The organism is Psychrobacter glacincola, from assembly GCF_965118485.1.
GTDB classification, from domain to species: Bacteria; Pseudomonadota; Gammaproteobacteria; order Pseudomonadales; family Moraxellaceae; genus Psychrobacter; species Psychrobacter glacincola_D.
Map to the genome: position 1 here is coordinate 106,016 of NZ_CBCPJH010000007.1, position 14,816 is coordinate 120,831.

At 42.3% G+C, this 14,816-nt stretch carries 11 protein-coding genes; 8 read left to right on the top strand and 3 right to left on the bottom strand.

All coding sequences use genetic code 11. The features are described 5' to 3' along the window. Positions 1 to 25 precede the first annotated feature (25 nt). Together ACMHKH_RS04040 and ACMHKH_RS04045 are read left to right on the top strand one after the other, a co-directional pair. A complete protein-coding gene (locus tag ACMHKH_RS04040; RefSeq protein WP_413519377.1) occupies positions 26 to 904 on the top strand; it encodes a hypothetical protein in 879 nt (292 codons plus the stop codon). A 121-nt stretch (positions 905 to 1,025) separates the two neighbouring features. Beyond that, entirely contained in the window at positions 1,026 to 1,967 is a 942-nt protein-coding gene (locus ACMHKH_RS04045; protein ID WP_413519378.1) for a histone deacetylase, read from the top strand. A gap of 25 nt (positions 1,968 to 1,992) precedes the next feature. Here the strand turns inward: ACMHKH_RS04045 and ACMHKH_RS04050 are convergent, their stop codons facing one another. Together ACMHKH_RS04050 and coaBC are read right to left on the bottom strand one after the other, a co-directional pair. Continuing rightward, complete coding sequence (locus ACMHKH_RS04050; protein WP_413519379.1) at positions 1,993 to 2,775, bottom strand: sulfite exporter TauE/SafE family protein; 783 nt, start codon at positions 2,773 to 2,775, stop codon at positions 1,993 to 1,995. A gap of 105 nt (positions 2,776 to 2,880) precedes the next feature. Then, the gene (coaBC, locus tag ACMHKH_RS04055) at positions 2,881 to 4,263 is read right to left on the bottom strand and encodes a bifunctional phosphopantothenoylcysteine decarboxylase/phosphopantothenate--cysteine ligase CoaBC (protein ID WP_413519380.1); all 1,383 of its coding nucleotides are present in this window, start codon (positions 4,261 to 4,263) and stop codon (positions 2,881 to 2,883) included. Between the two features lie 127 nt (positions 4,264 to 4,390). On the opposite strand from coaBC, the gene radC reads away from it, so the two are divergent. The 3 genes from radC to ACMHKH_RS04070 all read left to right on the top strand — a co-directional run bounded on the left by radC (position 4,391) and on the right by ACMHKH_RS04070 (position 10,087). Next, positions 4,391 to 5,074, top strand: coding sequence for a RadC family protein (radC, locus tag ACMHKH_RS04060; RefSeq protein WP_413519381.1), 684 nt, complete (start codon positions 4,391 to 4,393; stop codon positions 5,072 to 5,074). A gap of 301 nt (positions 5,075 to 5,375) precedes the next feature. Then, positions 5,376 to 8,303, top strand: coding sequence for an acyl-CoA dehydrogenase (locus ACMHKH_RS04065; RefSeq protein WP_413519382.1), 2,928 nt, complete (start codon positions 5,376 to 5,378; stop codon positions 8,301 to 8,303). 410 nt (positions 8,304 to 8,713) lie between these two features. Next, positions 8,714 to 10,087, top strand: coding sequence for a dicarboxylate/amino acid:cation symporter (locus ACMHKH_RS04070; protein ID WP_413519383.1), 1,374 nt, complete (start codon positions 8,714 to 8,716; stop codon positions 10,085 to 10,087). A 135-nt stretch (positions 10,088 to 10,222) separates the two neighbouring features. Here the strand turns inward: ACMHKH_RS04070 and ACMHKH_RS04075 are convergent, their stop codons facing one another. Further along, complete coding sequence (locus ACMHKH_RS04075) at positions 10,223 to 10,978, bottom strand: TSUP family transporter (protein WP_413519384.1); 756 nt, start codon at positions 10,976 to 10,978, stop codon at positions 10,223 to 10,225. A gap of 476 nt (positions 10,979 to 11,454) precedes the next feature. Between ACMHKH_RS04075 and nhaA the strand changes: the two genes are divergently transcribed. From nhaA to ACMHKH_RS04090, 3 genes are all read left to right on the top strand, one after another. Further along, the gene (gene nhaA, locus ACMHKH_RS04080; RefSeq protein WP_413519385.1) at positions 11,455 to 12,657 is read left to right on the top strand and encodes a Na+/H+ antiporter NhaA; all 1,203 of its coding nucleotides are present in this window, start codon (positions 11,455 to 11,457) and stop codon (positions 12,655 to 12,657) included. Positions 12,658 to 12,710: 53 nt separating this feature from the next. After that, entirely contained in the window at positions 12,711 to 13,307 is a 597-nt protein-coding gene (locus ACMHKH_RS04085) for a DUF2799 domain-containing protein (RefSeq protein ID WP_413519386.1), read from the top strand. 89 nt (positions 13,308 to 13,396) lie between these two features. Further along, a complete protein-coding gene (locus tag ACMHKH_RS04090; protein ID WP_413519387.1) occupies positions 13,397 to 14,755 on the top strand; it encodes an oxygenase MpaB family protein in 1,359 nt (452 codons plus the stop codon). Positions 14,756 to 14,816: the final 61 nt, after the last annotated feature.

Here is a 14,816-nt window from a genome sequence, read left to right on the forward strand (position 1 = left end):
TCATTTATTGGTTAGCATACTATCTATGAGTCAACGTCACAAATTCAGCTTAGGGCAAAAAATCAAACAGCTGCTGACAAGGTCAACTGTACGCTCTGTTATCGATAAGATTAAATCGTCTAAGCATTTACCAATCGCTGATTTTGATAATGAGACTAATAGTCAGGTGAACGCTACACAAGTCGCAACTGATAAACTGAATACTGATAGTAAAAATATTGACCCTAGCAATACTGATAGCACTCTCAGCACTAAAAATGAGTCTTACGAAGAGGCAAATTCTGCCGATAACGACAATGATATGAATGAGCCTATTGAGACTGAAATAGCTTTTGGTGAGGGTTTTGAGCATATTGCAGCGCAAAAGAGTGAGAGCGACATGCTCATTGTCGATTTTCTAAAACAATATTTCGACGATAAAGACTGGCCCTATAATCATTATCAACCCAAAATAAGAGACAGCCAAAAATCACACTATTTGTCTTTAAGAATGCGTAATAAGCAACTCGATTGTGGTTATCTGTTTCGAGTACAAGAGAGGAATAAGCTGCTAGCAGTCTATGGTATCTTGCCATTTTTGATACCAGAGAGTCATCAAAGTGCCGCTATGTTATTGATTACTCAAATTAACTACGACATGATGATAGGCAATTTAGAGATGGATGTTGATGATGGCGAAATACGTTATAAAAACGCCATTGATATCGAAGCGGTCGGGCTTGATGACGATATACTTGAGCATTTATTGCAAAGTGTCATTGCCATGACAACAGTTGCTCATGAGATATTTAGTGATTTGGTTAATAACCAAGACCCAGCGGAAGAATTACCAGATCTACTGTCACAGTTACGCCAACAAGTAGACTCACGAACCTTCTTTTTACCCACTCAGTTTGTTCAGTAGGAAGGCACTACTATTAATAGCTGTGCTTGATGTCTTATAAAACAAGCGTCTAGTTTGCTTTAAAACACCTTTTTCAACAATTTATTTTTTATAAAAGTAACAATACAATATTAGAAACACTATGCTAAAAATCGCCTACTCTGACATTTTCCGTTATTCAGTACCCGAAAAACATCGCTTCCCAATGCAAAAATATACCATGATTCCTGAGCGCCTATTAGCAGAAGGAACCATCAGTGCTGATAACTTTTTTGCGCCAAAACGCTTAAGCGAAGATGAAATTTTAACGACGCACACTGCGGACTATTGGTATCAGCTTAAGACCCAAACGCTACCACGAAAAGAAGTGCGAGCGATCGGCTTTGAGATGACGCCTGAGCTGGTAGAACGTGGGCGCTATATTGCTCACGCTACTTATGAATGCGCGCTTTTTGCACAGCAATATGGCGTTGCTATGAATGTCGCAGGAGGCACTCATCACGCCTTTGCTGACCATGGTGAGGGGTTTTGCGTCTTTAATGATGTCTGTGTCGCGAGCAACTTATTATTAAATCGCGGACAAGCAAAAAGGATTTTGGTCGTTGATTTGGACGTCCATCAAGGTAATGGTAATGCCAGTATCATGACAGATGAGCCACGGGTTTTTGTCTTTAGTATGCATGGCGCAAAGAACTATCCATTTCGCAAGCAAATATCAGATTTGGACATTGAGCTAGATAATGATACCGATGATGAGAAATATTTACAGATTTTAACGCAAACTCTACCAAGACTGATAGCGGACTTTGCACCTGATATAATTTTTTATCAGTCTGCAGTAGATGTTCTAGCAACTGATAAACTAGGAAAGCTTGGACTGACAATTGCAGGCTGTAAGGCGCGGGACGAATATGTACTACGCCAAGCAAAGAATGCACAGATTCCAATCGCTATCGTCATGGGCGGCGGTTATTCAGAAGATATCAACGATGTGGTTGAAGCGCATTGCAATACCTTTCGACTGGCGCAACAGATATTTTTTGATGAGTCATCTCAATCGAGAGCGGTACAAGATACAAACTAAAAAACCAGTTGCCAAGCTAGCTAGGTTATAAAAAAGCGCTGATACCTTGCCAGCCTACACGTATACCAAGCACCGTTAGAATCACTAAAATAAGATGACGAAAGCGTGCTTGCGGTAAATAACGGCGTAAGCGAATACCGACTAAAAGCATCGCGATAGACAAGACACTAAATAAAGCAATCAGTTGCCATTCCCCACTACTAAGCGCCATAATAGGCTCGCGCAGGACAATTATTTGAGCAATTTTACCCAAGAAATAGCACATGTTGCCGACTTTAGCGATGGTGTTCTTATCTTTGCTGGCAGATAATAAATACATCATCAATATAGTCGACATAGCATTGGTCGCGCCGCCAATAACGCCAGCACTAAACCCAACGAGAATCAGTATAGGCTTAGTAGCAGGCAGTCGAATTTGCTTACCCAGCAAGCTACTGATCACATAAAATCCAATCACAGCTGCCAATACTAACAAGATATAAGCGCTATCGACCCACAGCAATAATTTAGCCCCCAACATACTGCCAAGTAAGCTGGTTAAAGCAAGCAACCAATAGCGCCTACCATAATAAATAAAGTTTTCCCAAATCGTGCGGCCGCCACCTGCCAGCCAAGTCATCGCATTAAGTAATAATGAGGGAAAAATAACCAAAACAATGGCATGTGGCAAAGGATACATACTGGCAAGCGCGGTGGTAGTCACCAAGGTCACACCTAGCCCGCTGATGCCATGCAATAGCGACGCAAGCGCAAAGATAGCTATTAGCAATAAGGTCTGCGTGCTATCATCATCTATCATGTCTGTCATATTAGACTTGCCAATCAAAGGTTAATGTCTTGTTCTATACCTATGCTTATATGACCAGTCATTATTGCATTGGCCATCACACTAACAACTGCTCTAGGAATGATATTAAGCATTGTGACGTTGCCAAATTGCCTCGCCAATAATACTGACTAACTGCTCGGCGATTTTATCCTTACTAGCTTTATCAAGCGTGATGCTATCGTGCTCATAACGGGTTGAGAAAAACACTTCCATGGCATTGTCATCACTGGCAAAGCCAATATCTGCACGAGATACATCATTACAAGCAATTAAATCTAGGTCTTTTGAAAGCAGCTTACCACGAGCATAACGTTCGACATCTTGCGTTTCTGCGGCAAAACCAACGACAAATAATTCTGGATGAGCAAGCGAAATCGTCGCTAAGATGTCAGGGTTTTTGACCAAGCTCAGGGTCATAGCGTCTTGGGTTTTTTTGATTTTTTGCGGAGCGGCTTCCTCAGTACGATAGTCTGCTACTGCTGCTGTGGCTATAAAGATATCGGCGGCACGCGCCGAAGATTCATTAGCGCTAGCAGAGCCATCATGAGCCAAATTCGTATGGTCATCACCGTGTTCATCATCACAGCCACAGTCAGCATGATGATGTTTATGGCTATGAGAATGCTCATTCTCGTCTTCAAACACATACTGTAACGCGCTATGCGTACCTGTCACACATTGCTGCGCGACTAGTAGCATATCTGCAGCTGACAGTACGTCAATACGCGTGACATTAAGCGGTGTCGGTAGTGCCACTTTGCCACCAACAATCAAAATAACGTCTGCACCAGCAGCAACACAAGCACGCGCTAACGCAAAACCCATCTTACCAGTAGAGTGGTTGGACAAATAACGCACGGGGTCGATTGCTTCGACCGTTGGACCGGCGGTAATCACCACTCTTTTACCTGCTAATAGCTGCGGTGTCGTTTGCATGGCGTTAAACAAAAGCACTTCGGCTAATAATGCTTCTGGCTCAGGCAAACGTCCTGCACCTATATCACCACACGCCTGCTCGCCACTTGCAGGCGCAATGATTTGATAATTCATATCACGCAAGGTTTGTACATTTAAATTAACTGCAGAATGTGCCCACATTTGCTGATTCATCGCTGGTGCAATAATAACCGGTGCCGTCGTTGCAAGGCATACGGTCGTCAGTAAATCATCAGCCATACCCATCGCTAGACGCGCCAAAGTGTTGGCAGAGGCTGGTGCGATGACCACAAGGTCCGCCCACTTGGCAAGCTCGATATGACCCATTCCCGCTTCCGCTTTTTCATCGAGTAACGAGATATGCACCTCATTACCAGTCAAAGCCTGTAATGTGAGCGGAGTTATAAAAGCTTGAGCACCTGAGGTCATAATCACGCGAACCTCGAAGCCTGCCTTAATTAATAGGCGGGCAAATACAGCAGATTTATAAGCGGCAATACCGCCGGTGATAGCAAGCAGGATATTTGACATAAGCGTGGCATCAACAAAAAATTGAAAGATAAAATTGCGCTTATAGTATCAATTATGCGATAAGTTAGGGAGAGTTTTCTGAAGTTATCTTATTTATCAAGCAGCAAACCCTTCTCAAGGAGTGACAATGGCCATCAAAGACTGGCATGAAGATGATAGACCGCGTGAAAAACTACTGAAATTTGGCGCAGCTCACTTATCTGATGCCGAAATATTAGCGATATTTTTACGCACAGGTACGCAGTCGCAGTCAGCAATCGAGCTAGCACGTCATTTGATAGACCAGTTTGGTAGCCTCGCAGAACTTTTAGCTGCACCGCAAGAGACGGTTCTTGCCTGTCACGGTATTGGTCCAGCCAAATACGCCCAGATACTTGCCTCACTTGAGATGGGTACGCGCTATTTAGACAGTCAGCTTAAAACTGGTAAAGCACTCGGACGCTCGCAAATGGTCAAAGACTATATCAGCACTCAGCTGCGTGGTGAGCCGCGAGAAGTCTTTGCGGTACTCTGTTTGGACAATGCATTAAATTTAATCAATTTTGAGATATTGTTTACAGGCGGTATCTCTTCTTGCTCAGTCTGTATCAAGCATGTGCTACGTCATGCGTTAAGCCACGCAGCAAGCCAGCTTATTATTGCTCACAATCATCCGCATACAGATGCCACGCCATCGACAGCAGACAACTTATTGACCTATGAGCTAAAGAAAGCTTGCGACCTCATAGATTTATCCTTGGTCGACCACATTATTGTTGGGCGTAATGAGACTTTATCTTATGCCGAAAGCTGTTTAGCGCCTTTTGGCTAACGGCTGATGTATAGTATTTCGTTATATACACAAATCTTGATACATATTATCGACACAGCGTAGCGTTTTCACTCTTGATAGTTATAAACAACTGTTTCATATTAGTAGTTAACTTTATTTTTGGGAAAGCTTTTATTTATTACCAATATGAAGTTTTTATTTTAGAGCGGCTATATTTAGAACCAATATTTACTATAAAAAAGAACGGTTGGAATATAAAACAACAATCATAGTTATTTTAAACTTTCTTATTCACTTATATTTTGACGCTTTTCTATAAAGCGTTATAAAGGGGGCAATCATGGCCATTGGCTTATTTATTTTGGCAGTCATCATTCAATTAGCCATGGTCTTGGCCATCTTTTTGTTGTCTTTATCACGCGTCACTGGCAGTGTTGTTGCACTTATTACTGTCCTTGTTACCGCCTTTATCAGTCCTTGGTCACTTATTTTAGGGATATCACTTGCGCTGCTTTGCTTAGTGCTGCTCGTTGACCCTATTCGTCAAAGCCTGATTACCAAGCGTGTCTATAAAGTATTGGGCGGTGCGATGCCGAGTATGAGTGATACGGAGCGTGAAGCGCTTGATGCTGGTACTAGCTGGTGGGAAAAAGAGCTGTTTATGGGTGCGCCTGATTGGGATACTTTTGCAAAATATCCCTATCCAGAATTGTCAGCAGAAGAGCAAAGCTTCATTGATAACGAAGTAGAAGCACTATGTATGATGCTTGATGAATGGCAAATCCAACATGAAGATAAAGAATTGTCACCAGAAGCATGGCAATTTATCAAAGCTAATGGCTTTTTAGGCTTAATTATACCGAAAGAATACGGCGGTTTAGCATTTAGCTCTTATGCTCAAAGTCGCGTGATGAGTAAAATTGCTTCGCGCTCGCCGACCGCAGCAGTCACTTGCATGGTGCCCAATTCACTTGGTCCTGGTGAGCTGTTGATGCACTACGGTACCGATGAGCAAAAGCAACGTTGGTTACCTGGTCTTGCTAAAGGTGATGAAATTCCCTGCTTTGGCTTAACCGGTCCAGAAGCTGGCTCTGACGCAGGCGCTATTCCTGATACCGGTGTGGTTTGTTATGGGTTGCATGAAGGCGAGCAGGTCCTCGGTCTGCGTATGAACTTCTCTAAACGTTGGATTACGTTAGCCCCTATTGCAACGGTCGTTGGTTTAGCCTTTCAAATGCATGACCCAGAAGGATTGCTCGGTAATCCTCAAAAGACTGATTACGGTATCACTTGTGCGCTAGTCCCTGCCAGCCATGAAGGCGTCATTACAGGTCCGCGCCATAACCCAATTGGCTCACCTTTTATGAATGGTACGGTCGATGGTACAGATGTCTTTATACCGTTAGACTATATTATCGGTGGCGTGGAAAATGCCGGACGCGGTTGGCGTATGCTGATGGAATGTTTGGGCGTTGGGCGCGGTATTTCGTTGCCAGCTTTATCCACTTCAGCGAGCGAAATGACCTATTTAACGGTTGGTGCTTTTGCAAAAGTTCGTGAACAATTTAAAATCTCCGTCGGTAAATTCGAAGGCGTACAAGATGCCACTAGTCGTATGGCCAGTAACACCTATATGTTAGAGGCCTTTCGTCATTTGGTCACCTGTGGTTTAAACCAAGGTGGTACGCCATCGGTTATGACAGCCATGGCAAAATACTATGCCACTGAGACCATGCGTTCAGTGATTAATGATGGTATGGATGTCGTTGGTGGTCGCGCCGTACAAATGGGACCTCGTAACTTTTTAGCGACTCCTTATCAGGCCATTCCTGTCTCCATTACCGTTGAGGGTGCCAATATACTGACGCGCTCATTGATGATTTTTGGTCAGGGCGCCATGCGTTGTCATCCTTATCTGTTTGATGAACTACAACTGCTGCAAAGCGAGGATAAAGAAGGCGCGCTTAAACAGTTCGATAATTTATTCTTTAAACACTTAGGTTATACCTTTAATCGCGGGGCAAAAGCATTTGTCGCAGGTTATGTCGGTGGTAGCAATCATGCGCCAAGTTTTGCCGATAGCTTTACCCGTCCTTACTATAAGCACATCAACCGTCTTAGCGCAGGTTTTGCCTTAACAGCGGATATGTCTTTGGGCTTACTCGCTGGGGACTTAAAACGCAAAGAGATGCTCTCTGGGCGCTTAGCAGACATTCATTCACATCTATTTATTTGTACTGCAATTTTACAGTTTTATCAATATGGTACTAAATCAAAAGCCGAACGCTTACATGCGGAAGTCGCATTAAAAAATAGCCTTTATACTATTCAAGAAGCCTTTATGTCTTTGTTTGCCAATTTCCCTAACCGTATGGCAGCCGGTCTAGTCAGCTTTGTAACATTCCCAAGTGGTCGTATTTTTTCGCCAGTGAGCGATGAGTTGAAATGCGAATTGGGCGATACCTTTATGGATGATTTCGAAGCCAATCCATTCCGCGATTACCTTAAAACCATGGTGTATTATAATACTGAACCAGATGATGTCACTGGACGTATTGAACACGCCTATCAAACCCTGCTCGACGTTGAACCCTTGTGGCAGAAGTTTAAAAAAGCAGAACATAAAGACAGCTTTGAGGGCCTGACCTTTGAAGATCATGTGGTCTATGCCAGTCAAAACGGTGATATTACCGAAGAGGAAGCCGAGCAGCTAATTAGCTACAATGCCTTGCGCTTTGATTCATTATTAACCGATGTTTTTGATGAGCATTTATCTAAAGCTCAAGAACGTATTAATCCACATACGTTAGAGAATGCGGTAAATAAGCTTACTAACTATGCACAATTGAAAAATGCTGCTCATGCAAGGAATGGTATAGCTACGAACCAAACACATGACAATATCGCTCCAGTAGCAGATAGCGTAGATTCAACGGACAATGATTTAACAGGTGATGCCAATCCTAATCATGGCTATGAGAGCGATGGTGATGTGAAAATGGTTGACGAGCAAGACACGGTTAAAGAAGTTAGCGCACAAACCGATTTTGGCGACTCAAATCCCAAAGCACAGGCACTTGACCCTCGTCACCGTGATGCAGAGTCACACTTAAGCGAGCGCATGAGCTATAACCATCGCTTAAATAAAGATGGTTCGGTTAGCTCTGATAATATACAAGCTCACAGCGCTGAGCAAACGCAGATAATGGAACATAGCGACTCTACTTGGAAAGATGGGTTGCAACGTGACGAAAACGACAATATCTAACTAGGATTCGTTTAACTATCGGTATCTATCTATATTCATGTATCTTTATTAATTTATGTAAGCGAGATGGTCTCATTAGAGCCATCTCGCTTTTTTATTTAGCCACTTATATTATTTTTTAGTATGTCTTTGACATCTTTTTCACTTTGGTTTATCTAAAATTTTGATTGGTTAAAAATAATACACATATTAATCCTGTAATGTCACGCTATTTAAATCATAAAAAATTCTTGCAGTACCCCTAACTATTCTTTTATATTGTCCCCAAAATCTGGCTTGATGGTCAGATAATAAACTTATAGACGTCACCAAAGCCATAGTAACAGCGATATTGCACTCATATTGATGGCGTTATTGCCTGTATTACTGTGCGTGACTGTTGTACGTAATGAACACCAAGGAAAGAATTTATGTGGAAAAATTTGGGTCTGACCGGCAAGATTATAGTTGCCATGGTACTGGGTATTATATTGGGTCTATTTATAAACTACTTTGGCTTGAACGCTGAAGGTAGCTTCGTTAATACTTATATTACCAATGGTTTTTTTGCCATCATCGGTAAGCTGTTTGTTAATTCACTCAAAATGCTCGTTGTGCCACTGGTCTTGATTTCGCTTATCTGTGGCGTGTGCGGTATCGGTGATATTCGTCTATTGGGACGTATTGGTGGCAAAACATTCTTTATCTATATGGTGACCACAGCACTAGCGATTACTACGGCTATCGGGCTTGGTTCACTATTTGGTATTGGTAAAGGCATGCAAATCGAAACCGAAGCGGTATTCGAAGCAGAGTCAGCACCACCACTTCTTGACGTTTTCTCCAATATTATCCCCTCTAACCCCATCAGCGCGATGGCAAATGGCGATATGCTATCGATTATCTTTTTTGCAATGTTAATCGGTATTAGTATTCTGATGGTGGGTAAGCCTGCAAAAGGTTTGGTACAAAGCTTAGAGCTGATTAATGAAGTCATCTTAAAAATGGTGACCATCATTATGAATTTAGCGCCGTATGGTGTCTTTGCACTGTTGACCAAAGCAATGGCAGAGCTAGGATTAGATCTTATTTGGTCACTACTAGGTTATGTTGCCGTATTGGTTGGTGCGCTCTTCTTTCACTTTTTTGTCACGATGATGGTGATACTTAAGTTAACTTCAGGTTTGTCGATCAAAACTTTTTTGGCAAAAATGCGCGAAGTACAAATCTTTGCCTTTAGTACCTCAAGCTCGAACGCAACGATTCCAATCACCTTACGCACGGTCACCAAGCGCATGGGTGTTAATAACTCAGTGGCTTCTTTTACCATTCCATTTGGTGCGACGATCAATATGGATGGCACAGCAATCATGCAAGGTACGGCGACTATTTTTATCGCCAATCTGTATGGTGTTCAATTAGGAATCACCGGATACCTGACCGTTATCCTGATGTCAGTGCTCGCCTCTATCGGCACCGCAGGCGTTCCGGGCGTAGGTTTAATTATGCTGTCAATGGTATTTGCTCAAGTCGGTCTACCTATTGAAGGTATTGGTTTAATTTTAGGGGTTGACCGTATTCTTGATATGTTGCGTACGGCAGTAAACGTTGGTGGCGATGCGGCCGTTACAGTCATCGTTGCAAAGTCAGAAGGTGAGATGGATTTGGCTATTTATAACGATCCTGATGCCGGTGCAAAAGAGATGTTTGACGGTCATATCGATGCAGACAGCGAGCGTGAATTATCCGCAGTCTTTCATGATGGCGTGATGGGTAGTGAATACGACGATATTAAACGGAGTTAATTCTTAATAGAAAATACTTAATATGAAATAGCTTGTATGAAATATTAAAAACCTCAGCCGATTGGTCTGAGGTTTTTTAATGCAGCAAATATATTTTTAGATTATAAGAATTATGATTAATTCATCTACTTTCAATTAACCAAGTACATATTTGGTCAGCATCGCTAAACACACCAATACAATCATTGGACGAATGAGTCTACTGCCGCCTTTTACTACCATATGCGAGCCAAAATAAGCGCCTATCGTCTGTCCAACCATCATTGCTAGCCCTACTTTCCACAACACATTACCGCCTAAAATAAAGAAGATGAGTGAACCAATATTAGTAGATAAGTTCAGCACCTTTGCTGCGCCAGTTGCTTCGATAATTTTCTGTCCGCGTAACGCCACATTTCCTAAGGCAAAAAACATACCGGTGCCAGGTCCCATATAACCATCATAAAAACCAATCAAAGGCGCAGCAACTTTTTGCCAAGCGCCTTTTGAGATACGCGGGGCGGCTTCTACCTCACCAAGTTTAGGCGCAAACAAGGTATAAATACCAATTGCTGCTATCAAAAATGGAATGAGCGTTTCCAACAAATCAGGTGGAGATAACTGGACGGCAATAGAGCCAAAGATAGAGCCAATAAAAGCTGCAATAATCGCTGTCTTTATATTTTTGGGTTTGACTACGCCCTTTTTAATCATAGTAATAGACGCTGCTAATGCTCCTGAAGCTGCTTGTAGCTTATTGGTGCCCAATGTCAACACAGGTGGAATATTAGCCAGCAGCATGGCTGGAATCGTCAATAAACCACCACCACCAGCGATGGCATCGATGAAACCTGCCAGCGCAGCGACAGCCGTCAGCATTAAAATAACTTCAATAGAAAGCGATAAGTCCATGACACTGACCTGTTAAATGTATGATATAAGAGACATAAGCCTTAGTGTATTAGACTAAGAATATAATGATTGATAAAGTGGCAACTATTTTGATAAGCGCTATTTTAATAAGAGATTTTTAATAAATTTTGTTCGATTAATAGCAAAGTTCGATACGAGCAATGTCGTAAAGCCGCCCATTATAAAGATAAAACCGTAAAAAAACCAAAAACCTAGTAAAGTCTGCTAGATTTGTCATATATGCTTTTTGCCTATAAAAAATTTCGTAGCACCACTAGGTCTTCAAGGAAGAAGCAAAAAAGGCTTAACGTATTTAATTGTCTATATTAATAAGAGTGTGAGAAACTAGAGCTGCCTACCTGCTTCTTTAAGATAACGGTAGTATGTATCCGAGCTGAACAAAACCAAATTAAGCACAACAGGCATTTGAAGTTTTTGAATGATTTAGCACATTTTATTTAGTCGATGAGGATGATATGGCCATAAAAAGAATCAGAGCGTTTTTTAACCTCGAGGCGTCAGGCGGCATTGTCTTAGCGCTGGCAGCTATCGCGGCAATGATTATTGCCAATACGCCTCTTAATACTTGGTATGAATCCTTTATTCATGCACCTGTTGCCATTCAAATTGGTGGTTTTGCGATTGCTAAAGATGCGCATCATTGGATTAATGATGGTCTGATGGCGGTTTTCTTCTTTTTAGTGGGTCTTGAGCTCAAGCGTGAAGTGCTCATTGGTGAGCTCTCCAACGTCAAGCAAATTATCTTACCTGCAGGAGCGGCACTCGGCGGCATGATTATGCCAGCGATTGTATTCTTACTGATTAACCATAATGATCCTGAGTTTTGGAAGGGTTGGGCCATTCCTGCTGCAACCGACATTGCCTTTGCCCTCGGCATCTTAAGTTTACTTGGTAATCGTGTACCCAACTCGCTAAAGGTGTTTTTAGTATCTATCGCTATCTTTGATGATATTGGCGCTATTATCATAATCGCTTTATTTTACACCAGTGAATTATCACTCGGCTCATTGGCTATCGCAGGTTTATGTCTGCCATTCTTATATCTACTTAATCGTCGTAACGTGACCAGCATTACCCCTTATTTATTAATCGGCTTAATCATGTGGATTTTTGTTCTAAAATCGGGCATTCACGCGACGTTAGCAGGGGTAGTATTGGCGTTATTTATTCCTTTATTTGACCGCACTGACCCTGAGCACTCACCGCTTGAAGAGCTTGAGCACGACCTACAAAACACCGTATCTTATGGGATTTTGCCATTGTTTGCCTTTGCCAATGCGGGTATCTCACTTAAAGGTGCAGGTTTTGCTGAGCTATTTCATTCTGTACCGCTTGGTATTGCAGCCGGTCTTTTTATCGGTAAGCAACTGGGCGTAATGATTATGTGCTGGTTAATCTTTAAACTCGGTATTTCCACCATGCCAAGAGGTATGAACTTTAAGCAAATCTATGGTGCAGCATTATTGTGCGGCGTCGGTTTTACCATGAGTTTATTTATCGGTGGTCTAGCATTTGCCGGTGAAACGCCACTATTTGATGAGCGCTTAGGCATCATTATGGGTTCAATCGTCTCTGGTATTGCTGGTTACCTAATGCTCAAAGCTACCTTAAAAGACGACGTCCATAATACATCGGTGGATTTGACGCATCATAAATAAACTAAGCAGCTTCTATGACAAGTATTGGCCAATGTTGATGGTAGGAGTAGAAAATGTGGCGATTTAGTCTGCAACTTTGCTGGCAATGGGTGCCACGCTTAGCTGTCTTAGGTAGTATTTACCTGCTTTCAGCTTGTGCCACCTTGTCTAAGCAAGAACGTATGGTCGGCGACTGGCAAGTGATTGGCTATAACGATGGTATAGCAGGCTATGCGGCAGACCGATTAGCGTCGCATACTAAAGCTTGTGCTAAGGTCAGTATCACCCCTAACTATCAGCTATGGCAGCGTGGTCGTGAGCTAGGGCTCAAGCAATATTGCACGGTAATGAACGCCTATAATGTCGGTCGCCGTGGACGAGAATTAAATAACGTCTGCCCTATTACTATAGTAAACACCTTACAAAGCGCCAATAAAAAAGGCTTAGATTACTACGCCCTAGATAGTCAATTAGATAAGGACAAACGGCTTTTAGAAGCGCACGAACTAGAGTTTGATAAACTAAAAAATGGCGACATGCTAGACTTTGAGACCGAAAAAGAAGCCCGTGCTCGATTAATATCTTTACCAACAGAGCTCCGAGATATTAAGCGTCGTATCAATAATATCCAAAGAGAATTAGACGTATTAAACCAAATGAGTAGCTATTAAATTTAGCTAATAGTTATACAAAGCCTGACTATAAGGGCTTCTTATACTTATCTTTATAATTAGCACTTGATACAGAGCAGTTGCTACATATGGATTCAATTGATATGGCTAAAAAAAATAACACCAATACCCTGCATAGACAGAATATTAACCATCATCAAACAGCTAGCACTTATCAGCGTCATGGTCGCACGACAGCAACTGATGATCATAGCGACTTGCAAGTTTTACAGCGTATCAAACGTTACTTATTGCCGAAAAATTTTACTATTTCGCAAGATTTATTAGATGAGATAGTCGCCGGTTACGATATTGGCGATCCACTGGCAGATGCTTTGGTGGCTGATGGTATTCGTTTCGCAAAACCGCTACAGCAATTTATTATCGATGATAAGGTAGATACCGCGCTCACAAACAACCTCTCATTTATCACATTAACCGAGCAATTTAGTCATCATCCCGCTTGGTTCGACCCAAAACTTGCCGAGATTGGTGCTATCGCCTATCGACGTTATCCGCTGATGCTGATTTGGCTATTGCGTAACGTCGCCTTGATGGCAGGCTATAGTATTCCTGCCCTATCGCTACCGCTCATTCAAACCGGTGCACTAATGCACGATGCCTTACCGCGTTTGATGCGCACTTATGCTTATATTCTCGCTGTTTCTGAACACCCTCAAATATACCCTCTCTTGCATCACAACCAGCATCCCATCGATCATGTATTGGCGATTGGCTCTGAGGGCTGGCGTCAGGCCATCAAGGTACGTCAAATTCATACATTGGTCCGTCAAAACTTGCTTAAAGGTAAAGCAAAAGCAGCAACAGGTGTCATAGCAAATGCTGACCAACATCATAATCCTGATGGTAGCTGGAATACCGATTATTGGGGTCTTCCTATCAACCAAACCGATATGATCGCTACCCATTTGCAGTTTTCGTTGTTGATTATGCGCGGATTGAGATTGCTTGGCGCACGCATTAGCACCGAGGAAGCGGAAGGTATTCTACACCTATGGAATCTTGCCAGCTATTGGATGGGCGTTGATTTGCAGCGCTTACCCAAAGATGAAGCCGCCTGTTGGGAATGGTTATATACCTATTTATCTATTCAGCAACTTGATTTTAAAATGGGGCGACCTCTAGCAAAAGCGTTACATGATTTGCCGCGTCAACTAATGGGTGAAGACAATCGGCGTGGGCGCTTTGTTGAAATGGTCAATGCTAGCGTGACCCGTACTTTGGTCGGTGATGATATCGGTGATGGCCTAAATTTACCAAAATCTAAAATACGTTTTGGTGTGCTGTCTTCAGTACCAATTCTATTTGCCCTCGATACGGCACGTCAGCACAATAATACGGTTGCCAATAAGCTAGAAGCTTTTCGTGCCAAGCGCCAAGATAATATGAACTGGTGGCTAAAGAAAAACGATGATTATTATAAATAAGTATGACCATGAGAATGATAAGGAGCAGATAATAGTTATAAATCATAACTAAATTAACTAG

What these genes read in the sequence shown, in the direction of transcription:
- nhaA (WP_413519385.1), top strand. Translation starts at nt 11,455, where the DNA reads ATGGCCATAAAAAGAATCAGAGCGTTTTTTAACCTCGAGGCGTCAGGC.
- radC (WP_413519381.1), top strand. Translation starts at nt 4,391, where the DNA reads ATGGCCATCAAAGACTGGCATGAAGATGATAGACCGCGTGAAAAACTA.
- ACMHKH_RS04050 (WP_413519379.1), bottom strand. Translation starts at nt 2,775, where the DNA reads ATGACAGACATGATAGATGATGATAGCACGCAGACCTTATTGCTAATA.
- ACMHKH_RS04090 (WP_413519387.1), top strand. Translation starts at nt 13,397, where the DNA reads ATGGATTCAATTGATATGGCTAAAAAAAATAACACCAATACCCTGCAT.
- ACMHKH_RS04075 (WP_413519384.1), bottom strand. Translation starts at nt 10,978, where the DNA reads ATGGACTTATCGCTTTCTATTGAAGTTATTTTAATGCTGACGGCTGTC.
- ACMHKH_RS04065 (WP_413519382.1), top strand. Translation starts at nt 5,376, where the DNA reads ATGGCCATTGGCTTATTTATTTTGGCAGTCATCATTCAATTAGCCATG.
- coaBC (WP_413519380.1), bottom strand. Translation starts at nt 4,263, where the DNA reads ATGTCAAATATCCTGCTTGCTATCACCGGCGGTATTGCCGCTTATAAA.
- ACMHKH_RS04040 (WP_413519377.1), top strand. Translation starts at nt 26, where the DNA reads ATGAGTCAACGTCACAAATTCAGCTTAGGGCAAAAAATCAAACAGCTG.
- ACMHKH_RS04070 (WP_413519383.1), top strand. Translation starts at nt 8,714, where the DNA reads ATGTGGAAAAATTTGGGTCTGACCGGCAAGATTATAGTTGCCATGGTA.
- ACMHKH_RS04045 (WP_413519378.1), top strand. Translation starts at nt 1,026, where the DNA reads ATGCTAAAAATCGCCTACTCTGACATTTTCCGTTATTCAGTACCCGAA.
- ACMHKH_RS04085 (WP_413519386.1), top strand. Translation starts at nt 12,711, where the DNA reads ATGTGGCGATTTAGTCTGCAACTTTGCTGGCAATGGGTGCCACGCTTA.